The 24,502-nt window shown below is 63.9% G+C and carries 20 protein-coding genes; 10 read left to right on the top strand and 10 right to left on the bottom strand.

Annotated features, from left to right (window positions below):
• Positions 1-9: 9 nt before the first annotated feature.
• The 6 genes from dnaB to rpsF all read right to left on the bottom strand — a co-directional run bounded on the left by dnaB (position 10) and on the right by rpsF (position 6,329).
• A complete protein-coding gene (gene dnaB, locus ACODSO_RS00485; RefSeq protein WP_489034211.1) occupies positions 10-1,407 on the bottom strand; it encodes a replicative DNA helicase in 1,398 nt (465 codons plus the stop codon).
• Positions 1,408-2,189: 782 nt separating this feature from the next.
• Complete coding sequence (locus ACODSO_RS00480) at positions 2,190-4,439, bottom strand: SulP family inorganic anion transporter (RefSeq protein ID WP_489034209.1); 2,250 nt, start codon at positions 4,437-4,439, stop codon at positions 2,190-2,192.
• A 238-nt stretch (positions 4,440-4,677) separates the two neighbouring features.
• Positions 4,678-5,133: a 50S ribosomal protein L9 gene (gene rplI, locus ACODSO_RS00475; RefSeq protein WP_338887910.1), complete on the bottom strand. Its 456-nt coding sequence runs from the start codon at positions 5,131-5,133 to the stop codon at positions 4,678-4,680.
• Between the two features lie 15 nt (positions 5,134-5,148).
• Complete coding sequence (gene rpsR / locus ACODSO_RS00470; protein ID WP_019665161.1) at positions 5,149-5,391, bottom strand: 30S ribosomal protein S18; 243 nt, start codon at positions 5,389-5,391, stop codon at positions 5,149-5,151.
• 43 nt (positions 5,392-5,434) lie between these two features.
• Positions 5,435-5,983 carry a single-stranded DNA-binding protein gene (locus ACODSO_RS00465; protein WP_068372751.1) on the bottom strand — a complete coding sequence of 183 codons (549 nt, stop codon included), beginning with the start codon at positions 5,981-5,983 and terminating at the stop codon, positions 5,435-5,437.
• A gap of 58 nt (positions 5,984-6,041) precedes the next feature.
• Positions 6,042-6,329 (bottom strand): 30S ribosomal protein S6, encoded by a 288-nt coding sequence (rpsF, locus tag ACODSO_RS00460; RefSeq protein ID WP_068372750.1) that lies wholly within the window; start codon positions 6,327-6,329, stop codon positions 6,042-6,044.
• Positions 6,330-6,491: 162 nt separating this feature from the next.
• On the opposite strand from rpsF, the gene ACODSO_RS00455 reads away from it, so the two are divergent.
• From ACODSO_RS00455 to ACODSO_RS00445, 3 genes are all read left to right on the top strand, one after another.
• Positions 6,492-7,904 carry a glycosyltransferase family 87 protein gene (locus ACODSO_RS00455; protein WP_489034205.1) on the top strand — a complete coding sequence of 471 codons (1,413 nt, stop codon included), beginning with the start codon at positions 6,492-6,494 and terminating at the stop codon, positions 7,902-7,904.
• A gap of 83 nt (positions 7,905-7,987) precedes the next feature.
• Entirely contained in the window at positions 7,988-8,713 is a 726-nt protein-coding gene (locus ACODSO_RS00450) for a response regulator transcription factor (protein WP_489034204.1), read from the top strand.
• A gap of 121 nt (positions 8,714-8,834) precedes the next feature.
• Entirely contained in the window at positions 8,835-9,200 is a 366-nt protein-coding gene (locus tag ACODSO_RS00445; RefSeq protein ID WP_082897734.1) for a response regulator transcription factor, read from the top strand.
• A gap of 78 nt (positions 9,201-9,278) precedes the next feature.
• Here ACODSO_RS00445 and ACODSO_RS00440 read toward each other — a convergent pair whose 3' ends face one another.
• Positions 9,279-10,394, bottom strand: a complete 1,116-nt coding sequence (locus tag ACODSO_RS00440; RefSeq protein WP_489034201.1) for a DUF475 domain-containing protein — start codon at positions 10,392-10,394, stop codon at positions 9,279-9,281.
• 107 nt (positions 10,395-10,501) lie between these two features.
• On the bottom strand, positions 10,502-11,077 hold the full coding sequence (locus ACODSO_RS00435; protein ID WP_068372740.1) for a TerD family protein: 576 nt from the start codon (positions 11,075-11,077) through the stop codon (positions 10,502-10,504).
• Between the two features lie 233 nt (positions 11,078-11,310).
• On the opposite strand from ACODSO_RS00435, the gene ACODSO_RS00430 reads away from it, so the two are divergent.
• The 7 genes from ACODSO_RS00430 to ACODSO_RS00400 all read left to right on the top strand — a co-directional run bounded on the left by ACODSO_RS00430 (position 11,311) and on the right by ACODSO_RS00400 (position 20,404).
• Positions 11,311-12,414: a hypothetical protein gene (locus ACODSO_RS00430; protein WP_489034736.1), complete on the top strand. Its 1,104-nt coding sequence runs from the start codon at positions 11,311-11,313 to the stop codon at positions 12,412-12,414.
• A gap of 28 nt (positions 12,415-12,442) precedes the next feature.
• Positions 12,443-13,600: an HpcH/HpaI aldolase/citrate lyase family protein gene (locus ACODSO_RS00425; protein ID WP_489034199.1), complete on the top strand. Its 1,158-nt coding sequence runs from the start codon at positions 12,443-12,445 to the stop codon at positions 13,598-13,600.
• Positions 13,597-15,924, top strand: a complete 2,328-nt coding sequence (locus ACODSO_RS00420) for a phosphoribosyltransferase (RefSeq protein ID WP_489034197.1) — start codon at positions 13,597-13,599, stop codon at positions 15,922-15,924. Before ACODSO_RS00425 ends, ACODSO_RS00420 begins: the two co-directional genes overlap by 4 nt.
• A complete protein-coding gene (locus ACODSO_RS00415) occupies positions 15,921-16,733 on the top strand; it encodes an HAD family hydrolase (RefSeq protein WP_489034195.1) in 813 nt (270 codons plus the stop codon). Before ACODSO_RS00420 ends, ACODSO_RS00415 begins: the two co-directional genes overlap by 4 nt.
• Positions 16,734-16,856: 123 nt before the next feature.
• Positions 16,857-18,302 carry a hypothetical protein gene (locus ACODSO_RS00410; RefSeq protein WP_489034193.1) on the top strand — a complete coding sequence of 482 codons (1,446 nt, stop codon included), beginning with the start codon at positions 16,857-16,859 and terminating at the stop codon, positions 18,300-18,302.
• The gene (locus ACODSO_RS00405; protein WP_489034191.1) at positions 18,299-19,063 is read left to right on the top strand and encodes an ESX secretion-associated protein EspG; all 765 of its coding nucleotides are present in this window, start codon (positions 18,299-18,301) and stop codon (positions 19,061-19,063) included. Before ACODSO_RS00410 ends, ACODSO_RS00405 begins: the two co-directional genes overlap by 4 nt.
• A gap of 96 nt (positions 19,064-19,159) precedes the next feature.
• Positions 19,160-20,404: a TerD family protein gene (locus ACODSO_RS00400; protein WP_489034189.1), complete on the top strand. Its 1,245-nt coding sequence runs from the start codon at positions 19,160-19,162 to the stop codon at positions 20,402-20,404.
• Here the strand turns inward: ACODSO_RS00400 and ACODSO_RS00395 are convergent.
• Both ACODSO_RS00395 and ACODSO_RS00390 read right to left on the bottom strand, forming a co-directional pair.
• The gene (locus tag ACODSO_RS00395; protein ID WP_489034187.1) at positions 20,401-21,957 is read right to left on the bottom strand and encodes a glycosyltransferase family 87 protein; all 1,557 of its coding nucleotides are present in this window, start codon (positions 21,955-21,957) and stop codon (positions 20,401-20,403) included. The genes ACODSO_RS00400 and ACODSO_RS00395 overlap by 4 nt on opposite strands.
• 10 nt (positions 21,958-21,967) lie before the next feature.
• On the bottom strand, positions 21,968-24,349 hold the full coding sequence (locus tag ACODSO_RS00390) for a transglycosylase domain-containing protein (protein WP_489034185.1): 2,382 nt from the start codon (positions 24,347-24,349) through the stop codon (positions 21,968-21,970).
• Between the last annotated feature and the right edge of the window lie 153 nt (positions 24,350-24,502).

Here is a 24,502-nt window from a genome sequence, read left to right as displayed (position 1 = left end):
TGCGAACGGTCAGCCCCTGGCCATATCCACGAACCTCGACAGGTGCAGCTGGTGGGCCACTGTGATCGTTGCTGTCGGGCCGTTACGGTGCTTGCCGAGAATGAGGTCGGCCTCGCCGCCGCGGGGGTCGTCGCGCTCGATGGCGTCGGGGCGGTGCAGCAGGATCACCATATCGGCGTCCTGCTCCAATGACCCCGACTCGCGGAGGTCGGAGACCATCGGCTTCTTGTCGGTTCGCTGTTCAGGGCCACGGTTGAGCTGGCAGACCGCAACCACCGGGCATTCGAGTTCCTTGGCCAGGAGCTTGAGCTGACGAGAGAAGTCCGACACCTCCTGCTGACGAGATTCGACCTTCTTGCCCGAAGACATCAGCTGAAGGTAGTCCACCACAATAAGTTTCAGCCCATTGCGCTGCTTCAGTCGTCGAGCCTTCGCGCGGATCTCCATCATCGTCAGGTTGGGGGAGTCGTCGACGAACAGCGGGGCCTCACTGATCTCGCTCATTCGACGAGCAAGCCTGGTCCAGTCGTCGTCGGTCATCTTTCCCGAACGCATGTCACCGAGTTTGATCTTCGCTTCTGCCGAAAGCAGACGCATCACGATCTCGGTGCGACTCATTTCCAGGGAGAAAATAACGCTGGGCATACCGTGCTTGATGGAGCACGAACGCATGAAATCCATGGACAGGGTCGACTTTCCGACACCAGGCCTCGCCGCAACGATGATCATCTGACCTGGGTGGAGGCCGTTGGTGATCTCGTCGAGTTCGGCGAATCCTGTTGGTACACCGAGAGATATGCCGCCACGACTGGCGATGGAGTCGATCTCGTCCATCGTCGGCTGCAGTAGCTCTTCGAGGGGAAGGAAGTCCTCCGAGGTGCGACGCTCGGTGACCTCGTAGACCTCGGCCTGCGCGCGGTCCACAACCTCGGCGACATCTTGACCGTCAGAGCCTGCGTAGCCGAACTGCACGATGCGAGTGCCCGCCTGGACGAGCCTGCGCAGGATCGACTTCTCCGCCACGATCTCCGCGTAGTAGCCGGCATTCGCCGCCGTCGGCACTGTCTGAGTGAGGGTGATCAAGTACGGGGGACCCCCGACCCTCTTGAGGTCACCACGTCGGTCGAGTTCGGCGGACACCGTGACTGGGTCAGCGGGCTCACCGCGGCTGTAGAGATCCAGAATCGCGTCGTACACGCTCTGATGCGCCGGGCGGTAGAAATCGCCGGGCCGCAAGACCTCGAGGACGTCTGCGATGGCGTCTTTGCTCAGCAGCATGCCGCCGAGAACTGATTGCTCTGCTGCCATGTCCTGAGGAGGTTGACGACCGAAGTCTTCACCTGGCGCCTCGCTGGGAGGAGGCGCGGAGGAGTAGTCCGACTGCCCTCGATCGTCCACAACTGCCACGCGAACTCGACCGCCCTTTCCCGTCGTAAACCGCGGCCGCCTACCACTCGGCTGCGAACTGAAACTAGTTGTACCCCTCGCCTACGACACCCCTCGAGACCAAGAGTGTCACCGCCGCCGTGGACACCCGATGGGCCGCGAAGACACGCTGGAGGGACGTTAGGTGGTCTGGTCTCCAGTCACAACACGGCCTGTGTATGAATCTGTGGAGCAATTGTGGATAGTGCTGAACAACTGTGTTGACCATCTGGGGATAACCTGGGTATAACTTTGTCGGTGAGGTGCCTTTTCCCAGCGTAGAGGGTGTACATGAACTTTCTGTCCTGTGTATGAATTATTTCGCGGCGTGTCGCCCGAGTTGACAACTCGGGCGTGTTGAGTAAATGGCAAGTTAACAATTGCGTGAATTGCGTCACAGTGTCTGGGAACACTCACAAAAGCGGGCGTCGGGTTTGCTCCGCCCCGTTCCGCTGTGTTTCAAACCATGAATCGTGCCCATATTTGTCGGGGCTGGACATTCCGATGCGCCACGAAAGCTGTCGCAAACGCCCCAAATCGCACCGAACGACTGGTTCGGTCACCACCACCCCCGAACGCGCACCTTCCAGCCCAGACCCACGTCCACGCGCACCTTCCAGCCCACGCGCACGTTGCAACCCGCGCACTCGCTACAACCTGCGCGCCGACCCCCACTCCGCACCGAACGACTCGTTCGGTCACCACCACCCCCGAACGCGCACGTTCCAGCCCACGCGCACGCGCACGCCCGAGGCGGAGGGACGCTAGACCGGCTCGACCACTGCGGTGTCGAGCACCGTGATCTCCTTGGTGCTTATCTGGAGGACGCGAGCGGACGGGATGTCGAAGAACAACCCGGTGACACGGAGCTTGCCTTCGGCCGCCGCGCGTCCGACGACTCGGTGCCGGGTCAGGGTCTGTAGCTGAACGGCGACGTTCACCATCGCCAACTGATCACCTTCGGCGAAGCCGAGCTCGGCGGCCGCTCGACCCACCGGATGTCCGCTGCGCAGCGCTTCGAGGCTAGCCAACCCGTACTCGAGCCACTCGACGACCCGTTCGTCGCCCACTGTGTCCGGCCCCGCCAGAATCGCTCTCATCGCGCCGCAACCCGAGTGTCCGCACACCACAACGGAACTGGTGCCCAGAACGTCGACACCGTAAGCGAGCGACGCTTCGACCGACGTATCCTGGCCCTGGGCGGGAATCATGTTGCCCATGTTGCGAACGGTGAATAGGTCACCGGGGCCGCTGCTGGTGATCGTGTTCGGCATGACGCGCGAGTCGACGCAGCAAAGGAAGAACGTGTCCGGGTCCTGAAACTCCTTCATTCCCTGCAGGTGTGGCTTGATTGCGTCCGCATGCGTCCGGTGATATTCGGCGACGCCGGACAGAACCGGTCGTAGCGCCGGCGGGTTCTCGTTGACATCGGAGTCGCTCTTGAGCTGCCATGCGGACCACGGCGCCAACGATCCACGGACACCGGCCATGCCGCGCTTCGGCGGACCCTCCGCCGCCGCCGCAAGCGACGCCGAACCGTTCTCCTCGATGCTGACCTCGCCGCCACCGAGTTCGTGCTGGCGAACCCATTCGTGAAGGTGTTCGTGCACAGCGTGATCGAGGAAGTCGACAGCCAGTTCCATGTTCACCTTCGCGCCACTCGGCACGGAGGACAAGACGTGGGTCAGCCGCGGGAGCGACAGGAAGCTCAGCGATCCCTCCATGTGGACTCGCCAGGTGCCGTCCACTGTTTCGTTCGCACGAACGTGCGCCCACACCACTCGACGCAGCACCAGAAATACTGCGAGCGCCAGACCGATCAGGACGCCCTCGAGGAGATTCAGCACCACCACACCGATGACAGTCACGGAGTAAACAGCGATATCACCGGTCTTGTTCGCAATCCTGATGTCCGCCAGCTTGATCAGCTGCACTCCGATCATCACCAGCAACCCAGCGAGAGCCGCGAAGGGAACCAACTCCACGATCGAAATGAACAGCACCGAGAAGACGAGGATCCATACACCGTGCAGAACGGCCGATGCACGAGACTTGGCTCCGGCCTTCACATTACTGGAGCTTCGCACGATCACGCCGGTGACCGGAAGTCCACCAGCTGCACCGGACACCATGTTCGCCGCACCCTGCCCTAGGAGCTCACGGTCGAAATTGGTCCGCGGACCGGTGTGCATTTTGTCGACCGCCACCGCAGACAACAAGCTCTCGACGCTGGCGATCAGAGCAATGGTCAACACTCCGGTGGCGATACCGGCCCACTGGCCGTCCGGAAGCGCCGGGAGACTGAGAGCCTCGATCAGATTGCCGGGCAGGTCGATTCGTTCGACCTCGAGATTCAAAAGTACCGAGATAGCAGTCGCAGTCACCACGGCGACGAGCGCAGCAGGAATTTTCGACGCCATTCCAGGAAGTCGGGGCCAGAGCAACATCAACGCGATCACGACGCCGCCGACGAGGATCGACGGCCACTGACCGGCGGCAACCGAGGTCGGGATGGCGAGAAGGTTCTGTACTGCCGAGCTTTCGGATTCGCCACCGAGCAGCACATGAATCTGCTGCAACGCGATTGTGACGCCGATGCCGGCGAGCATGGCATGGACTACCACCGGCGAGATGGCGAGCGCGTGCCTGGCAATCCTGCTCAGCCCCAACAGAATCTGAACTGCACCAGCACCAACTGTGATGAGACATGTTAGTGCCCAACCGAATTGATTGACCAGCTCGGCAACCACCACGGTGAGTCCGGCTGCAGGTCCACTGACCTGCAGCGGCGAACCGCCCAGCGCTCCGGCGAGGATGCCACCGACGACCGCGGCAATCAGTCCTGCCATCACAGGCGCCCCCGATGCAACGGCGATGCCGATCGAAAGTGGTACTGCTACAAGGAAAACGACCAGCGATGCCGGTACGTCGTATTTCAGAATCCCCCCGATCCGAGACGTGCGCTCGGAATCCGTTGATGATTCTGGTGACTCATTGTCGACTGTCGTTGTCACGGCAGGTTCCTCCGGGCGTCTCGGCGTCTCGGCGTCTGGTCAGTTGTAGAAGTGTCGAACTACGTGTGTCGCCCCAATTCAAAGGGTACGCAAACCGAACACCAGACGCCCCCCAAGAGACATCCCTCACAAACAAAATGTGTTGCGACACAGCATTTTTGTGACAAGACACGAAAAAAGCCCCCCGAACTAGTGTTCGTGGGGCTTTTTTCGGCCGTAACGGGCCGGGAGCTGAATATCAGCTACCGACGACCTCCAGCGTGAACTTCGCAGCCACATCGGGATGCAGGTTCACAACGACGCCGTGCTTGCCTGTTGCTTTGATGTGCGCCTTCGGCAGCTCGATGCTGCGCTTGTCGACGACCGGTCCGCCCGATGCCTTGAGGGCACCAGCGACGTCCGCAGCGGTGACCGAACCGAACAGCTTGCCCTTGTCGCCTGCGGTCTTGACCGACAGCGACACGGACTCGAGCCCTTCGATGGCCTGCTTGAGCTCGTTGGCATGCTCGAGGCCGCGGACGGCACGAGCTTCCTGAGCGCGGCGGATGCCTTCGACCTGCTTCTGTGCACCGCGGGTGGCCGCAATGGCCAATCCGCGAGGCAGCAGGAAGTTGCGGCCGTATCCGTCTTTGACCTCGACGGTGTCGCCAGGCGCACCGAGGTTGTCTACATCAGCGGTGAGGATCAGCTTCATGATGATCGCCCCTTTCTATCGTGCCGTCGCGGCGTAAGGGAGCAGAGCTACCTCACGCGAGTTCTTCACGGCAACGGCCACGTCACGCTGATGCTGGACGCAGTTGCCGGTGACTCGACGCGCGCGGATCTTCCCGCGGTCGCTGACGTACTTACGCAGCAGCGTCGTGTCCTTGTAGTCGATCTGCGTGTTCTTTTCCTTGCAGAAGGAACACGCCTTCTTCTTGAGCACCTTGTCGCGCAATGGCGGTTTGGGCATGGTGTGTCTCCGTTACATCTGGTTGTTCTCGATCGCAATGGATCTAGAACGGAGGCTCGTCGTCCCCGCCACGTGATCCGCCGAAGGAGCCGGAAGCCGCGGGTGCACTGCCCCACGGGTCGTCTCCACCGGAATTGGATCCCGAGCCGGAGTTGGAGCGTCCTCCGCCTGATCCGCCTGAGGAACCAGAGCCGCCGCTGAATCCGCCGCCTCCGCCTCCGCCACCGCGGTTGGCCTTGTTGACCTTGGCCGTGGCGTAGCGCAGGGAAGGACCGATCTCGTCGACCTCGAGTTCGACGACAGTCCGCTTCTCGCCTTCACGCGTTTCGTACGAACGCTGCCTGAGCCGTCCGGTTACGACCACTCGCGCGCCGCGGGTCAAGCTCTCGGCCACGTTCTCCGCAGCCTCGCGCCAGATGTTGCAGCGCATGAAGAGTGCATCTCCGTCTTTCCATTCGTTGGACTGACGGTCGAACGTTCGCGGAGTGGACGCAACGGTGAAGTTGGCCACGGCCGCGCCGGCCGGGGTGAAGCGAAGTTCTGGATCTGCCGTCAAGTTCCCGACGACGGTGATGACGGTCTCGCCTGCCATGGTTCCTCTTTCAGTAGTAAGTCTTTGTTGATGCCAGCCTAGAGGCGAGCAACGACAATTACTTGCCCTGTCGCAGGACCTTCGTGCGCAGTACGGACTCGTTGAGTCCGAGCTGGCGGTCGAGTTCGCTGACGGTGGCGGGCTCGGCGTTGATGTTCACAACGGCGTAAATGCCCTCGGCGTGCTTGGCGATCTCGTAAGCCAGACGACGCTTACCCCAGACGTCGACCTTGTCGACGTTGCCGCCGTCCTTGCGAACGACGTTGAGGAACGTGTCGAGAGACGGAGCGACGGTGCGCTCGTCCAGGTTGGGGTCGAGAATGACCATCAATTCGTAATGACGCATAAGACCTCATCACCTCCTGTGGACTAGTGAAAACGGCCACGGACTATCCGTGGCAGGAGGGTCGTTGCGTCAGCAACCCTTGGAGGGTACACGAGCAGTCCTTGACCTGGGAAATCAGTCGACGGTTCCAACCCGTGCCACGCGAGAACATAGGCTGGCCGCATGCAATCGGGTGGACAGTGGTCCCGTGGGCTGCGCCCGCGCGGACCCAGAACGTCAACGACCACCACAATCGTCGTTGTCGCCCTGTGCGCGTTCACTCTTCTGCTCGGCTATCTGAACAAAGCTAGGTGCGCGGTCGCTCCGTTCCTGGAGAACGGCCGAAGCACCGTGTTCGACGCCGTCAAGGACAGTTCGGTCTGCTACTCCGACATCCAGTTCCTATGGCTCGGTCGAGACATCGACAACCACGTCTTTCCCTATCTCGACGGTGCCATCACCTCCACCGGTGTGCTGACCGGCGGAACCGTCGAATACCCGGTGCTGAGTGGGGTTCTGATGTGGGTCGGCGCAATCCCTGCCCACACCGACGCCGAATTTCTTCTCTACTCGGCCTTGCTGCTCGCCCCGTTCGGGCTGCTGACCGCCTGGATGCTCGGGCGGTTGGCCGGCAGAGCCGCATTGCTCTGGTCGGTGGGTCCACCGCTGGTGCTCTACGCGTTCCATAACTGGGAACTGCCGGTGGTAGCCACCGCCGTCGGCGCAGTCTTCGTGATGACCTCACGAATGCCACTGCGCGTCAAGGCAATGGTGGCCGCTGTACTGCTCGGCATCGGGTTCTGTCTCAAGCTCTACCCAGGCGCATTCGTGCTGCCTCTCGCGGCGTTCGTCGCGTACGGCGGAGCGTCAGGCCGAGTCGCCGGAACGAAGCTCGACGTCCGCGGCGGGTTGTCGGTTCTCGCTGCGGCCACCGCAACCGTCGTCGCGATCAACGCACCGTTCGCCATCCTCGGGTACGAGGGCTGGCGAGCGTCGTTCGCTTTCCAAACGCTGCGCCAAGCCGACATCACGACCAACTCGATCTGGTACTGGGGACTCCGGCAGCTCTACGTCACCGACGCGACGACACAGGAGAGCTACGAGCGCGCGGAAGCTGCGTTTCAGGACACCGTCGACATCGCGTCGCCTCTTCTCGTGTTCACCGCCTTCGCGGTGGCGCTGTGGCTCGGAGCCCGCCGAGCAGGAACCGAGCACGTGTACCCGTGGGTCGCGGTGAGCGGGTCGATGCTGTGCGGCTTCCTGCTGCTGCACAAGGTCCATTCGCCCCAGTACACGCTCTGGCTGATTCCGTTCTTCGTGCTCCTGAGGGTGCCGTGGGCACTCGTCGTCGCGTATCTCGTAGCTGACCTCTCGATGGGAATCGGCGTCTTCAAATATTTCGCTGCACTCGCCCAGGGGACCGACGCCGGCACCGAAAAGCTCTTCGTCGAGGTCGGAGTCTGGGGCCGAGCGTTGCTCCTCGTCGTTGCGTTCTTCGTGTTCGCGAGGGCGGGACTGCGAAACGAGGACCCACCCGGGGAGCACTTCCCCGAACAGCGCGACACTCGTGCGTCACCGGCATCGACCGCACCGTGAACGTCCGTGCCTGCGGCGCGTAACGAACCGACCCTTCCGTTCGACAATCGATCAGGAAGCCGAAATCGCCGAGGGGGCGGAAGATGACTTTGGGTACCGGGGAATCGACTGGGGTCGAAACTGGAGCGACCGAGCAGGTGCACCCACGCCGAATCGGTCTCGTCGAGGATCACGAATCCGTGGCGGTCGGTCTGCAGGCAATTCTCTCCGACGAAGCCGACCTCGCCCTCGTGGCGGTGGCAACCACCGTCGACGAACTTCTGTTGCGGGGCCCACAGCTCGACCTCGTCGTACTCGATCTGCGTCTCGGCGACGGATCGTCACCACGCTCGAACGTCGAGAAGCTACACGGCATCGGCGTCCAGGTGCTCGTCTACACGGGAGCCGAGAACCCCTTCCTCGTCCGTTCGGCAGCCCGCGCCGGAGTATTGGGCGTCGTGCGGAAGTCCGAGCCCGCCGCCGCCATCGTCTCGGCCATTCGCCTTGCTGCAGACGGGAATCAGGTCGTCACGACCGACTGGGCCGCGGCGATCGACGGCGATCCTCACCTTCCCGATGTCGGTCTCAGTCCTCGTCAACGCGAAGTCCTTGCGCTGTACGCGTCGGGAGAGAAAGCGGGACGTGTGGCGAGGCTGGCCGGACTCTCCGAGCAGACCGTCAATGACTACCTGGTTCGAATCAGGAACAAGTACGCCGAAGCAGGCCGTCCGGCACCGACCAAGACCGACCTCTACAAGCGCGCCGTCGAAGACGGTTGGCTTCCGATGCCGGAGTTGCCGCCACGATCCGACGTGTCGCCGCAACAATAGATAGCTAGTTGTAGTTTCAATGCCCCTAGTTTTCCGGGCAGACAACCTGGCAGCTTCCTGTGAAAATCGTCAGTACTGGTTGTGCCCCGGCACAACCTTCGACAACTCGGGGGGACACCACATGACAGCCAACTTCGACACCTCAGCGATGGTCTCGACAGGCGGTCAGGCCACCGAGCTCCACCGCCGGCGAACTATCTCGCTCGTTCCCCCGGCCGTCCAGGTGCCGGCGCCACAGGTTCAGTCCCGCCCGACTCGGCCGCGGCCGATGCTGACCAAGCGCGAAATCCAGGTTCTCACCGAATGGATTCGATCCGATTCCAAAGTCGAGGTCGCACGGTTGCTGTACCTGTCGCTCGGGACGGTCAACACTCATCTGACCCGAATACGCAGCAAGTACGCAGCCGTCGGCAGACCCGCCCCGAGCAAGGCATCCCTCGTCGCTCGGGCGCTGCAGGACGGTCTCATCGACATCGCGGAGCTTTAGCCGCAAGTGGCACGGTTAAGTGCATCGGAGTGCACTCAACCGTGCCAGTGGGGGCGGAGCCCCCAGTGCTGAAACGGACTAGACGTGCACGTGGGTGTCCGCGCCCTTCGCGTCCAACTTGCGGTTGCGCATCACGGAGCTGACGAATGCCGCACCGATGAAGAACACTCCGACGAGTCCGGTGATGATCTCGTTGATGTGCACACCGATCGACACCATCAGGATGAGCGCCAGCGCACCGATGGCCCAGTGTGCACCGTGTTCGAGGTACACGTAGTCCGACAGCGTGCCCTTGCGGACGAGGAACACGGTGATCGAACGGACGAACATCGCGCCGATGAAGCCGAGGCCCAGAGCGATGATGATCGGATCCGCGGTGATCGCGAATGCGCCGATGACGCCGTCGAACGAGAACGAGGCATCGAGCACTTCGAGGTAGAGAAACAGGAAGAAGCCGGCCTTGCCCGTCGCCTTGGCCAGCTGCGTCGGACCGCCCGAGGAAGTTGCGCTCTCGCCATCCTCCTCGACCTCTTCTTCGATGTGGAACAGCTCACCCAACCCGTTGACAGCGATGTAAGTGACCATGCCGAGCACACCGGCGACCATGACGGTGGAGATCTTCTCGTCCTCCGCCAGGAACTCAGCGGTGAGTACGAGGATGATGCTGGCGACGACCACCGAGAGTTGGTCGAGCCTGCCGATCCTGGCGAGCGGCTTCTCCAACCAGCTCAGCCACGTGATCTCGCGATCCTCGAAGATGAATCCGAGGAACAGCATCAGCAGGAACATGCCACCGAACGCCGCGATCTGTGGGTGAGCATCGGTGAGGAGAGTCTCGTAGCTCGGACTTCCGTCCGAGAAGTACGCAGCGTCGTCCGGCGGTGGATTCAGCGCCAACCGCACGGCCGCAACCGGGCCGAGCCCGGACGCAGCCCAGACGATGACGAGCGGGAACAGCAGCCTCATACCGAACACGGCGATGACGATGCCGATCGTCAGGAAGATCTTCTGCCAGAACTCACTCATCCGGCGCAGAACCGTCGCGTTGATGACGGCGTTGTCGAAGGAGAGCGACACTTCGAGGATGCCGAGGATGAGGACCAGGAACAGCGCCTGCCATCCCCCGTAGATGAACGCCACGATGACCGAGACGATCGTGACTCCGATGGACCAACCGAAGATGCGTAGAACCACGGGCTAGTGGCCTTTCTGTAACCGGCGCAAGCAAAGGACAAAATAGGAAATCCCCGCCTCATCATGAACGACGAAGCGGGGTAGTCCCAATCTTGACCTGCGCTTTACTAGACGTTTACTCCGAAATCGCGGGCGATTCCGGCGAGGCCCGAGGCGTAGCCCTGGCCCACAGCGCGGAACTTCCACTCGGCGCCGTTGCGGTACAGCTCGCCGAACACCATGGCGGTTTCGGTCGAAGCGTCTTCACTGAGGTCGTAGCGAGCCAGCTCGGAGTTGTCTGCCTGGTTGATAACGCGAATGAACGCGTTGCGCACCTGACCGAACGACTGCGAGCGCGCATCGGCGTCGTAAATCGAGACAGGGAATGTGACCGTGTCGACGTTCGGCGGAACGGCAGCGAGGTCTACCTTGATCTGCTCGTCGTCGCCCTCGCCCTCACCCGTGGTGTTGTCGCCGGTGTGCTCGATCGATCCGTCGGGGGACTTGAGGTTGTTGAAGAAAACGAAGTGCTGATCGCTGAGGGCCTTCTTGTCTGCTCCGAGCGCGATTGCGCTGGCGTCGAGATCGAAGTCCGTGCCGGTCGTGGAACGAATGTCCCATCCGAGACCGACCGTCACAGCGGTCAGGTTCGGAGCCGCCTTGGTGAGTGAGACATTGCCGCCCTTGCTGAGGCTGACGCCCATTGAGAGTCCTTTCGCAGTGAGTTCCCCCTACAGAGTTCACCGTAGTGGTCTCGTGTCCGATTCGTGCGAGTACGTCGGTTGTCCTAACGCCAACGCACACCCCACACCGTGAAGTTCCCGTCAGTACTATCGGGCGAGTGACAAGTCGCCGACCTGGACTCTTCCGCCGCTCCGGCGCGCCGGATCCCAGTGCACGCGCGGCACAAGACAGCGCGGTGGCCGCGTTCCTCGACATGGACAAGCGTCAATCGATCGCATCCTCCGGAGTGGACGCCGTCCGTAGCATCACTCCCGAACGCGATCTGTCGGCGCAGTGGGCCTCGGCGGAGAAGGCATGCTTCGACGCCGGCGCCGCCTATCTGGCGGCTGTCGAGCAGTTCGACGGCATCGTCACGACGCAGGCTCAGGCCGCGTTCCAGAATGCAGCTCATGAGCTCGGTGAAGCCGCCAAGGCCGTCGACCGGTTCTACAGCGCGCACAGGGACACGCTGGAACACGCTAGGTCGGCACTCGCAGCGACACCTCGGCTCGCACAGGACGCGAAGGCCGCTGCGGAGAAAGCCCAGTTGGCCGTAGCGTCCGCCGATCCCGCGTTCACCGACTATCCATCCATCCGATCGGCATGGCGGGCCGTCGATGCCGCAGTCGCGTCGCTCGACACTGTGATGAGCTCGCGAGACGCCCTCGGCGCACGCACAGCCGCAGCAAACGTACGGGAGGCCGCGGCCGCGCTCGAGGAAGCCGTCGCTGCTGCACCCGGCCGCACCAACGAGGCCAGATCAGCGCTGGCATCTGTCCGCACCAGGGTCGAAGCGGTGAACACTCGGTTCGACCGCCTCGCGCCTGCGTTCTCCTCGCTGCTGCGCGAGTTCAACGCCGCGAGCTCGGCCGACCTGTCCGGCAACGAACGCCTCAGCGCGCGCCACATCGAACAGGCGCAGGAAGACCTGTCCGCGGCACGTGCATCGGCCGAGTGCGGCAATCCCGAAGAGTCGTTGGATTACATCGCGCAGGCCCGCGCACATCTGAGCGACGCGGAGAAGCTCGTCGACGCGGTGACCGAGCGCCTCGCAATGCTCCGCCAGGTGAAATCGGACCCAACACGCAAAGAACAAGCGGTGCGTTTCACGTTGCGCGACGCACAACAACTTGCGGTCAATCGCGGTCTGGTTGCCGAATGGGGGTCGGTGTTGGATGCTCAGCTGGCTCGAATCGACCGCGCCAACGCAGCACTGACCGGAACGCACCCCGACTACTGGTCCTATCTCCAAGATCTCGACAGCATTTCCAGCTTCATCACCGGAGTGATCGATCGAATGCGCGGCTCGGCTCGCTGATCACTCGCCACGGACATTAAGGACATCGGTGCAACACTTCAGACATCTCGACGCAGCAGTGCTGGACCGGCTGTTCCTGCGCGCGCCGCAACAGATCGACACTGCGGGCGACATGGCAGTCATCGCAACGGCTCTCGGTGCCACCTTGTACATGCCTGCGACTCGGCCGGACCTCGCCGAGACGCTCGTCAAGCGATCCGCCGAGGGCGTGTGCTCCCTCGTGATCGATCTGGAAGACGCGGTCGCCGATCATAACCTCGAAGAAGCGATCACCAACACGGTCGACACCCTTCACACTCTCGAATCCACGGACGTGTTCGGGGCACTCCTGTTCGTGCGCGCTCGCAATCCGAAGCAGATCAGCCGCATCTGCGAGTCGATCGGTCCGGGCACGTCCTCGCTGGCGGGCTTCGTGCTTCCGAAATTCACGGCAGCCGGAGGCGGCGCGTTCCTCGACGCCATTGCCGACGCATCGGTCGCGCACGGGCGGAGACTGCTGGCCATGCCGGTTCTCGAATCCCCCGAGATCGTGTTTCGCGAAACCAGAGATGCCGAACTCGTCGCCATTCGTGAACTGCTGCATCGACACCGCGATCAGGTCCTCGCCGTGCGCATCGGTGCCACCGACATGTGTGGCATGTTCGGAATCCGACGCGACCGCGATCTGACAATCTACGACGTCCGCGTCGTCGCCGATGCGATCAGCGCCATCGTCAACCATCTTGCGCGAACGAACGACTCGGGTTTCGTCATCACCGGTCCCGTCTGGGAGTACTTCGCCGACCACGAGCGTATGTTTCGCCCCATGCTCCGCCAGACGCCGTTCGCGGAGCAGGAAGCCGTCCGCTTCCGTCAGCAACTCGTCAGCCATGATCTCGATGCGCTACTGCGCGAGGTCGCCCTCGACCGCGCCAACGGAATTCAGGGCAAGACCGTCATCCACCCATCGCATGTCGCCGCAGTGCACGCACTGTCGGCCGTCACCCACGAGGAGTACCACGATGCAGTCGACATTCTGGAGTCCGACGCCGGAGGCGTTCGCGCGTCCGGCTACCGGAACAAGATGAACGAGCTCGGCCCCCACCGAAACTGGGCGCGCCAAACCCTGTTGCGGGCAGAGGCATTCGGCGTCACCAACGAGGGCATCACGTTCGTCGACCTGCTGACGGAACTGGCGGGCCGATGAGCGACCCCACCTCGGGTATTCGTCTCACCGCGACCGGAAGTTCCTCGCCGTGGTCGGTCGAGACACTGGTACGCCCCGGCCTACGCCGCAACCCCCGACGTGCGCACCTCCTGGTCTCCGAAGTACTCGGCAAGCACATCCCGGTCGACCCGGCAGTCGTCACGGACGCGGCCGATCGGCTCGCCGATCTGGTACTCGCCGCTGTCGGCGGTTCGGACGTCGACGTGCTCGGATTCGCGGAGACAGCAACAGGATTGGGGCACGGCGTTGCCGCCCGACTCGGCGCACACTGCTACCTGCACTCGACGCGTCGCAGCGTCCCCGGCACCGACGTGTACGCCGAGTTCCAGGAAGGCCATTCGCACGCGACGGATCACCGCCTGCTTCCCACGTCGGTGGGAGTCCTGGCACCGCTACTCCCACTGGTATTGGTCGACGACGAGATCTCCACCGGGACGACGGCGCTCGAAGCGGTACGTTCGATGCACGCCGTCACCCCCCGCACCCACTACGTCATCGCCTCCCTCGTCGACATGCGGGCACCCGGCCACCGGAGCGAATCAGATTCCGTTGCCGCAGAACTCGGCGTTGTGATCGACAGCGTCAGCCTCGCGCAGGGAAGCGTTGCACTCGACGAAAATCTGGTCGACTCGGTCGCCGGCCTTCCCGACCCCGAGTACAACCCGGTCAGCGCGGCCGCCGGAACCGTCACCCGCGTCGATGCCTCCTGGCCGGCCGCCGTGCCCGACGGTGGTCGGCATGGCTTCCTCGCGACCGACGCCGCACCCTTCGAAACCGCCGTTGCCGACGTGGCCGCCGTCGTCGCAACCGCGGTGACAACGGGTCGGGCCGTCATCGTCCTCGGCCATGAGGAACTGATGTACCTGCCGCTGCGGCTCGCGTCCGCGTTGGCTGACCGGGGACATCCTGCGCTATTCCAGACGACGACTCGCTCCCCGGCATACGTGCTCGACGAGTCCGGCTACCCGCTTCGTCGCGGGTTCCGTTTTCTCGCACCCGAACTCGGTGAAGCCGAAGCTCGCTACGTCTACAACGCGTCGGGACCGGAGGACGCGCTGATCGTGTTGGTCGTCGACGAGCCTGCCGACACCGAGCTGCTGTTCGATGCCGCAGGTCCGGCCGGAACGATCGCGGCGTCGGGCGCAGACGTGCTGGTCGTCGTCGTTCGCGGTGCGGATCCGGCGGCCCTGACGGTGTCACGTCGAGCCGTACCGTTGACAGGCCCCGAGTTCGGCTCGTACGCCCCACACGAGGTCACCTGGCTGCTGAAGGATCTTTCGGCGGTGGCACTCGAAGCCGACATCGCCGAACGTGAGAAGAAGATTCAGGAAGGTACCGCGCACTACGCCGAATCCTTGCCCGTCGAGTACCAGCCGGACTCGGCGTATCGGGAGTTGTTCGAAACCGTGTTGCACGACAGTGCATCTCGCCTTGCGCTTGCCGTGGGTACCGTCACCGAGCTCGTCCTCGCCGAACGCGGTCACGACATCGTGCTCGCATCGCTGGCACGGGCCGGAACACCGGTCGGCATCCTCATGCGGCGTTGGGCATTCGAGATGCACGGACTGGAACTTCCGCACTATGCGGTCTCGATCGTGCGAGACCGCGGCATCGACGCAGTGGCGCTGCGTTACCTGGCCGATCATCACGATTCGCGTTCGGTCGTGTTCGTCGACGGGTGGACCGGAAAGGGCGCGATCGCCCGCGAACTCTCGGCGGCGTTGGCGGAGTTCGACGGGGCCGAGTTCGACGACGATCTGGCCGTCCTCGCCGATCCCGGGCACTGCGCCCGCACCTACGGCACGAGGGACGACTTCCTCATCGCCTCTGCATGCCTCAATTCGACTGTGTCCGGACTGGTTTCGCGCACGGTACTCAACGATTCCCTCATCCGGGACGGCGACTTCCACGGCGCGAAGTACTATGCCGATCTCGCCGCAGACGATGTGTCGAACCACCTGCTCGACACGGTGTCCAGCCAGTTCGCCTCAGTGCGCACGGCTGCGGAGACGGCGGCAGCGGAAGTCGCAGAATCGGACCGAACCCCCAGCTGGAGCGGCTGGGCGTCGGTGGAAAAGGTGCGCGAGCAGTTCGGGATCTCGCACGTGAACTTCGTCAAACCCGGCGTCGGCGAGACCACGAGGGTGCTGTTGCGCCGCGTGCCGTGGCGCGTTCTCGTACGTGACGAGACTGCTCCGGAGCACAAGCACATCCGCATGCTCGCCGAAGCCCGAGGCGTCCCCGTCGTCGAAGTGCCCGACCTGGCGTATTCCTGCATGGGACTCATCAAGGACGTCACGTGAGAAGCACTCTCGCTTCCGTCGATCTGGATCGGACGATGATCTACTCGCGTGCGGCGCTGGGCTTCGCCGTCGACGATTCGGTCACCTGCGTCGAGATGTACGACGGCGAACCACTGTCATACATGACCATCGACGCCGCGAGCCGACTCGAGAAGTTCTCCTCGGTTGCCGTCGTGGTTCCGACGACGACGCGCACCATCGAACAGTTCCAGCGGATAGCCCTGCCGGGTGCACCATGGCGGTACGCCATCACCAGCAACGGCGGCAACATCCTCGTCGACGGAGAACCCGATGTGCAGTGGCGAGCGAACTTCCACGAGGTGGGTCTCGACCGGATCCGTGCCGAGCTAGCTGCACGCGCCGTCGGCGAGTGGGTACTCAAGCGACGAACCGCGGACGACTTGTTCTGTTACCTCGTCGTCGAACCGGCACAGGTCCCCGACGGTTTCCTCACCGAGTGGTCCCAGTGGTGTGCTGCACGCGGATGGAACGTCTCGCAGCAGGGCCGCAAGATCTACACGATGCCCGACATGGTGAGCAAGAGCAAAGCGGTGGCCGAGGTCGTGAATCGATGCGTCGACGACGGGGTTCTGAGCACTCGGCCTCTCACCCTCGCTGCGGGCGACGGCGCTCTCGATGCCGACATGCTGATCGCAGCCGACCGGGCGATTCGCCCCGCGCACGGTGAACTCGAGGAACTGAACTTTCAACACCGTGGCCTCACCGTGACAGCGACGTCTGGAGGCAGGGCAGGCGAGGAGATCCTCACCTGGCTCGGCGAACAAGTCGACGATCGAGTGGAACCGTAGCGGCCGCCGCTGCGTCCAAGTAGGCAAGTGGTCTTTGTACGCACTGGTCTTTCTCGAACACAGGGGGTAGTCGAAAATGCGCAGTGGTTCTCGTGTGCGACGCAGCAGGGCGGGTGAGCTGTCGTGAGCCCCGAACCGATCGGGATCGGCGATCTCAGCAGCGAGCTCGAGAGGCTCGCTCACATCGCTTTGACCGCCAGCACGGACGACACCGAGTTCGTACAGCAGTTCGCAGATGCCCTCAAGCGCGACTTCGCCACCAGGGCTGGGTACTCCGCCCAGTTCGATTCGAATCCGGTTGCCGACGATCCGTTCGACGTGATGTCGCACGAGGACATCTGGGCGAAGGCAGGCAGCCTGGACCCCAGCACCATCGACCAGACCGCGAACAACTGGCGCGCGCTCGGATTCGAAGCAGCGCGGAGTGCCGCATCGTTCGCCCAACAAATTGCGGGTCAGATCGGCACCAACTGGCAGGGCGCCGCGGCAGATGCAGCAGGCCAGGGCGTGCAGAAGTACGCCAACTCGTCCGTCGAACTGATGTTGTCTGCGGACACTCTGGCGACGAAGGTGATGGAAAGCTACGGCGGCGTCACGAGCACGAAAGCGACGCTGCCGCCGCCCGTACCCTATGCCGGCGGCGAGAAGATCCTCGACGCACTGACCTGGAGTACGAGGACGTTCCTGCCCGGTGACATGAAGAGTTTCCAGCACTTGCACGAGGAAGCCGAGGAGGCGGCGAGGTCGGTGATGAAGACTCAGTACGCGCCGGTCATTCGCGAAGCGGCCGTGCAGGTTCCAGTGCTACCGCCAGCGGTGAACCCGCTGAACGGATCCGACGCACCCAACACCTTCCCTGGTCTGGGCGACCCGCGAATGGATTCCAACCCCATTCCCTACTCCGGCTTCGGGTCCGGCGGATCCGGATCGGGAGGTTCTGGACAGGAGGTTTCTGGGCAGGGCGGTAGCGGTCAGGCGGGACCCGGGCAGGGGGGATCTGGACAGGGCGCAAACGACTCGCAGGCCCAACCGCAGGCAGCGGCGACTCCACAGGACACCGCCACGCAGGCGTCGAGCTGGGCACCGTCCGAGTCACCGGGCGCCGGACAACAATCCGGTACCGGCACATCGGGACCGGGGGGTCAGGGCACATCGGGACCCGGGGGTCAGGGCACATCGAGCAGTTCGACGTCAGGTTCCCCGCACGGCGGTTCCATGGCGACGGGCCAGGGCGGTTCTTCAGGACGGTCGCCGTCAGGTGGGGCCGGGGGCAGGTTCGGTGGATCCGGGTCGCTCGGCGGCGCAGGAGGTGGCTCGTCGCTGGGAGGCGCTCAGGGCGGTGGCCTCGGATCGAGTGCCGGCGGTGCCGCGCCGGGGGCTGCCGCGACGGGACGCGTCGGAGCCCCGGGAATGGGCGGGATGGGTGGCATGGCACCGGCCGGGGGCCGCGGCGGGCCAGGTGGCGACGACGACGTGCACACGACCCCCGGGTATTTGATCGACGCTGTCAACGGGGACGACTTGATCGGCTCGCTACCGCTCGTTGCACCACCGGTGCTCGGCGAGTGAACGATCGTCGTTGGACCTTCGAGGGCCTTCCGTTTCGGATGCTTCTGGAACAGGCGGGGCGAGATCGGCTGCCGTTTCCCCTGCAGTTCACACCGCATGCCGACTCCGCCGCCGACTACCATCGGCAGCGCCAGGAGGCAACGGATTCCGTCGCACCGATCATGGACGCGGACTTACGCGTCGCGGTGCACACGATCATCGAACCGCGGGTCCGCGTCGAAGTGGTCGGTCACGTGCGAGTGGGGCAATCGGCGCACGAGAAGCTTCGAGCACACGCGGCCATCGGTTTCGACTCCGCCGCCGTGCTGACGCAGCATCCGGGTGTCCACGACCGATCCGGCGCAGATGTCACGGTGCACCTGATGGAGCCGTTCCGAAGCGTGGGTGCAGTTCTGTCGGTTCTGCCCGAAGTCGGCCGCGGGACCAGTACGAGGATCGACGTCGACCGACCTGTGCGTCCTACCGACCACGAGTCGAGTTCACCGCTCCTGTCGAGCACGCCGCGGACGACCGACGACGCGCGCTATCAGCGGCTGTTTTCGCGGGCACCGTCGAGTGCCGGTGAAATTCTGGTGTGCGCGGGTCCAGCACCGGACAGCAGGCTCACCGAGGGTACTTCCGCCGTGCAGTGGGTCGATTTCGCCGACGACGGCCGGTACATGATTCGACATTCGGCGAACATCAGTGTCGTACCCGTGTCCGCCGCCGAACTCGCGTCCGAGATACAAGAACTCGTCGAGAAGGTAGCGCTGCGCGCCTGACACATCGACCAGCGGGTTTCGGGGTCCGGGTTTCGGACAAATCGACCCAGTACATTGGTGTGCAGCATCTTCACACCGAGACGAAGGACTTCCTGTATGTCTGCTCCAGCCGGCCAGCCCTTGGCAAAGGGTCAGAACGGCCCGATCACTGCAGGCGACGTCGTCGTCTCGGTGCGACTCACCGCGCCCGCCGACCTGTCCGCACTGATGGTCGGTGCCAACGGGAAGGTACGGACCGACGCGGACTTCGTGTTCTTCAATCAGCCGACGGGTCCCGGCGTCCGTCTGGTACCCGGCCCTGCCGGACAGCCTGCGCAACTGGCGATCTCGCTGGCCCAGGTTCCTGCCGACATCGAGCAGATCCGCGCGGTCATCACCCTCGAGGATTCGTCGAGCAGCTTCGGTCGTTCCGCCCCTCCCACCGCCACCGTCTCGGATGGCCAGGGCACTGCGCTCTTTCACTACACGATCGACGGTCTGAGCAGTGAGTCCATCGTCATCGCGGTCGAGATCTACCGACGCTCGGGCGCGTGGAAGGTCCGCGCGGTCGGCCAGGGCTACGCGGGTGGCTTCGCCGCCCTCGTGACCGATCACGGCGTGTCCGTCGATGACGCTCCAGCTGCACAGCCGGCTGCGGCACCGGCACCACCGCGCACCCCACCGCCCGCTGCAGCACCCACCCCACCGCCCGCCCCCACACCTCCTGCCGCTCCCTCCGGACCGCCTGAGGTCAGCCTGACGAAGGCACGTCCCGTCAGCCTCACCAAGGGCCAGAAGGTCACACTGAAGAAGGATGGTGGCGTTGCACTGACCGTCATCCGAATGGGGTTGGGCTGGGATCCAGTTCAGACACCGAAGAAGACCAGCTTCTTCGGCGGGGGCGGGAAGGGCGGCAACATCGATCTCGATGCCTCCGCGATCATGTTCGCCGGTCGGAATGTCGCCGACGTCGTCTACTACGGGCAGCTGAAGTCCAAGGACAGTTCGATTCTGCACCAAGGCGACAACCTCACCGGCGAAGGCGAAGGCGACGACGAGGTAGTCAACGTCGATCTGACGCGGGTGCCCCCGCAGGTGACGGCCATCGTATTCACGGTCACGTCGTACCGCGGCCAGACATTCGAGCAGATCCAGAATGCGTTCTGCCGGCTCGTCGACGACACCAACAACACCGAGCTCGCACGGTTCACCCTTCAGGGTGGCATGCCGTTCACCGGTCTCGTCATGGCCAAGGTCTACCGCGACGGTGGCAACTGGAAGCTTCAGGCACTCGGCGAAGGCATCAACGCCAAGCATGCGGGCGAAGCAGTGCCGCAGCTCGGACCGTACATCCAGGCCTAGGGGGCTGTCGCGGAAACCGCTTGCTTGGTAGCGGTTTTCGCGCCTACTCGCACATCCTGCGCACGATCGAGTACGCCACCATTCGGGTCGTCCACGCCGAATTGCCGGACCAGATCTTCCCGCGGACGGTAAATCTGGCGCACCACCAGCGCACACAGGCCGACCACCGCGAGATCGCGCACGACGATCGTCCCCGTGAACCACTGCTCCGGCACGCCCTTGTTGCCGATCCCGAGGTAGTAGTACATCCGCGGAAACCACACCAGTGCGTCGATCGCCATCCACGCGAGCAGAAGTCGCCGATGAGGCAATGCCAGAACCGCGAGCGGAACCAACCACAACGAGTACTGCGGGCTCCACACCTTGTTCGTCAGCAGAAATCCTGCGACGACGAGGAAGGCGAGTTGCGCGAGCCGTGGTCTCGTCGGCGCATTCATGGCGATGTACGTCACCACTCCGCACACGAGAACGAAAAGCACCAGAGTCACGGAATTGAGGATCATCGGTCTGTCCCCTGGATAGAGGACACCGTCGAACCCTCCCCAGCCGGTGAACGACGACACCACGTTGTAGATCGAGTCGGGATCGGCGCCACGCACCGAGTTGAGTCGGAAGAACTCGTACCAGCCGCTCGGATACAACAGCGCGATAGGAAGATTGACCGCGATCCATGCAGCAAGTGCGGCACACGCCGCCTGACCCCACGTGCGTAGCTTCCCAGCGCGCCAGCACAGTACCAGCAACGGACCGAGAAGCAGCAGCGGATAGAGCTTGGCCGCGCCGCCGAGCCCCAACAGGACTCCCGCAAGAACGGGCCTCTTCCTTCCCCACGCCAACACGCCGGTGGCCGCGAATGCCGTTGCCAGAGCGTCGAAATTGGTGAAGCCGTGGACGATGACCAACGGAGACGCCGCGACGAGAGCCGCGTCCCAGATGCGCCTGCCCGCGGACATGGCCGTCGCCCATACGGTGACCAGCCATGCCAAGGCGAGGCCGACGGCGACGACGTTGAAATAGATGGCTACCTGCAGTGCCTGCGGAAGCCACGGGACCGAACTCCACGCCTCCGCGACGATCATCGACCCGTATTGGTACAGACCCGACAACACCGGGTACTCCATGTACCGAATCTGCGTCGAACCGTCCGCAGCCACTTCTTCCCAGGACTTCTTGTACGGGAATGCACCCTCGTCGAGACGCTCGGCACCGAACAACGGAACCGTGTCGGAGTAGCACATCGCCACGTACTGACGGCTGCCGCTCCAATCCAACCCGAGCGCGCCGCCGGGACCGTTGGGCGCCTGTTGAATACACCCCGCTTTGGCGAACCAGCCGAAGCTCAGGAACACCACGGCGAGCAGCAGCAGAACACGCAGCGGCGTCATGAAACGTTGCCGCCCGATCAGCGCGTGCCTGCCCACCGGGCCACCGATGACCGCTGCGAGCTGAGCCGTCGTCGGATCGTTCGTCGCAGGCAGATCGCGGCGACCGTCCGACGACAGATCAGGGGCAGGTTCGGCCGGGCTGGCGATTCTGCGCCTTCTCTCGCTCACCTGGGGAAGATTACCGGGCTGGGACGGGTTCCTGGGCCGGCGTTTGGGGTGTCGCAGGTTCTTCCGGTTCCGCGGGCGCGAGCCCGGGGAGTGGAATCGTGACACCGGGAAGAATCTCGACCTGGCGCGGAGTGATCACCACCGGGGGAGAGATCTCGGTCGGGATGGGCAGCGTCACCGGTGGTGGCGCCGACGTCGTGACCTGGGTCGTTGGCGCTGCAGGCGCCGAATACTGCGGCACACCAGCCTGTCCCGCGATCGGTTCAGGCGTCGGGAACGTCTCGTTGGTCGATCCTTCCAACGTTGCGTCCATGGTGTCCTTCCAGATGTCCGACGGTAGACCCGAACCGTAGATGGACCCGCCGTAGCTGTTCTGCAGCGGCAGACCCTGCTCGGTGCCCACCCACACAGCGGTGGACAACGACGGGGTGTAACCGACCATCCACGCGTCCTTGTTCTCGCCGGTGTCACCGAGCTGCGCGGTACCGGTCTTCGCTGCGGACTGCCGACCACCGGCGAGGTTGTGACCATTGGAGTAGCCCGCGATCGGACGCATCGCCGAGGTGACGTTGTCTGCGACAGCGGAGGACACGACCTGCTCGCCCGGTTCCATGCCGCGATCGAGAAGCACTGTGCCGTCGGCAGTCACGACCCGCTGCACGAAGTACGGTTGGTGGTAGACACCCGAGGCTGCCAACGTGGCGTACGCCGAGGCCATATCGATGACACGCGACTGATACTGGCCGAGGACGATGCCGTTGTTCGGGCCGACCCCGTCGCCTTCCGTGAGCGTGGGCCCGACGCCGGGAATCTCTTCCGCAACACCGAGCTTGTGCGCCATGTCCGCGATGGCCTGCGGACCGTTGTCCATGGCCAGCTGCATCCGATAGAAACTCGTGTTGAGCGAGCGCTTGAGGGCCTCCGCGATGGTGCAGGTGCCACAGGATTCGCCTTCGACGTTGCCGATGGAGATGCCGTTGACCGTCAACGGCGAGCTGTCGTACATCTGCGACAGCGGGATGCCTTGGTCGAGCGCAGCGGCCAGACCGAACACTTTGAACGACGAGCCGGTCTGCAGTCCTGACTGCGCGAAATCGAATCCGCTCCCGTCGGCGCCGCCGTAGTACGACTTGACGGCACCTGTGCGTGGGTCGATCGACACCGACGCCGTCCGAAGCTCCGCTGGTTCGCCTTCCATGTTGGAGTCGACCGCGTCGATCGCAGCGGCCTGCGCCACCGGATCGATGGTGGTGGTGATCTGCAGACCCTCGGTATTGAGATCCTGCTCGCTCACTCCGGACGCGGACAGCTCACGCAGCACCTGCGCCTTGATCAAGCCGTTCGGCCCACTGTCACTGTCTCCGACATTCGCCTGCGCGCTCGGAATCCATGCCGGGTACACCATCGCGCTGCGCTGAGCCTGATCGATGTTGCCCTGGCTCACCATGCCGTCGAGGACGTAGTTCCAGCGAGATTGCGCACCTTCGGGATTGAACTCGGGATCCAAGCCGGAGGGCTGTTGGATGGTCGCAGCAAGAACTGCGCCCTCCTCGACGGTCAGCTGTTCGACCGGCTTTCCGAAGTAGGCGGTCGAGGCGGCAGCGATGCCGTACGCGCCGCGGCCGAAGTAGATGGTGTTCAGATACGCAGCGAGGATGTCGTCCTTCGACCACTGACGTGCCATCTTCGACGAGATGACGAGCTCACGCATCTTGCGGGTCAGGGTTCGCTCCGACCCGACGAGCGCGTTCTTCACGTACTGCTGCGTGATGGTGGAGCCACCGCCCGCGCTGTCGCGGCCGAGAACGTTGTCGCGGAGTGCACGCCCGAAACCGGTAATGGAGAACCCGGGATTGGAGTAGAAGTCTCGGTCCTCGGCGGACAGAACCGCGTTGCGCACGTGCAGCGGGATCTGATCGATCGACACGTCCGTCCGGTTTCCCTCCTCCGGAACTACCCTGCCGATCTCGCTCGTACCGTCGGAGGCGAGGATCCTCGCCACCTGGTTGGTCTTGATGTCACCGGGACGCGGAACATCCTCGACGGTGTAGGCCACCATGAACGCCAGGATCGGCACGATCAGACCGAGCGCTATCAGTGCATACAGCGTTCGGCGAACGGTGCGCCACCTGGACTTCTTCTTCGTTTTCGCGGCGGAACCTCTCTCGGGCGGTTCGGGCGGTTCACTGCCCGAATTGCGTGGTGGAACCTCGTCCGGCGGACCTGTCGGAGGAAGGATCGGTGGCGGAGCGCCGGTGGAACGGGCACCCGGGCGGTCAGCACCAGGTAGCCGCGTGTTCGGCGGCTGCGAATTCACCGGACGGGAATTCGGCAACGCAGGTCGGCCCGGCGGCGGACCGAGCGGTCGGCCCTGAGCGTCCCGTGGCGGCATCGGCGGTCGTCCCTGACCGGGCGGCACAGGCCCTGGGGGCAGTGGCCGTCCCTGGGCGTCGCGCCTCGGAGGCAGGGAGCCCGGTGGTGGGCCTAGCGGTCGGCCCTGAGCGTCACGCCGTGGCCCCTGAGGGCCCTGCGGGCCCTGAGGTCC

The sequence above is a fragment of the Rhodococcus sp. FG69 genome, assembly GCF_057808915.1.
Note: the sequence above shows the minus strand (reverse complement) of the source record. Positions and strands in the feature narration are given on the sequence as shown.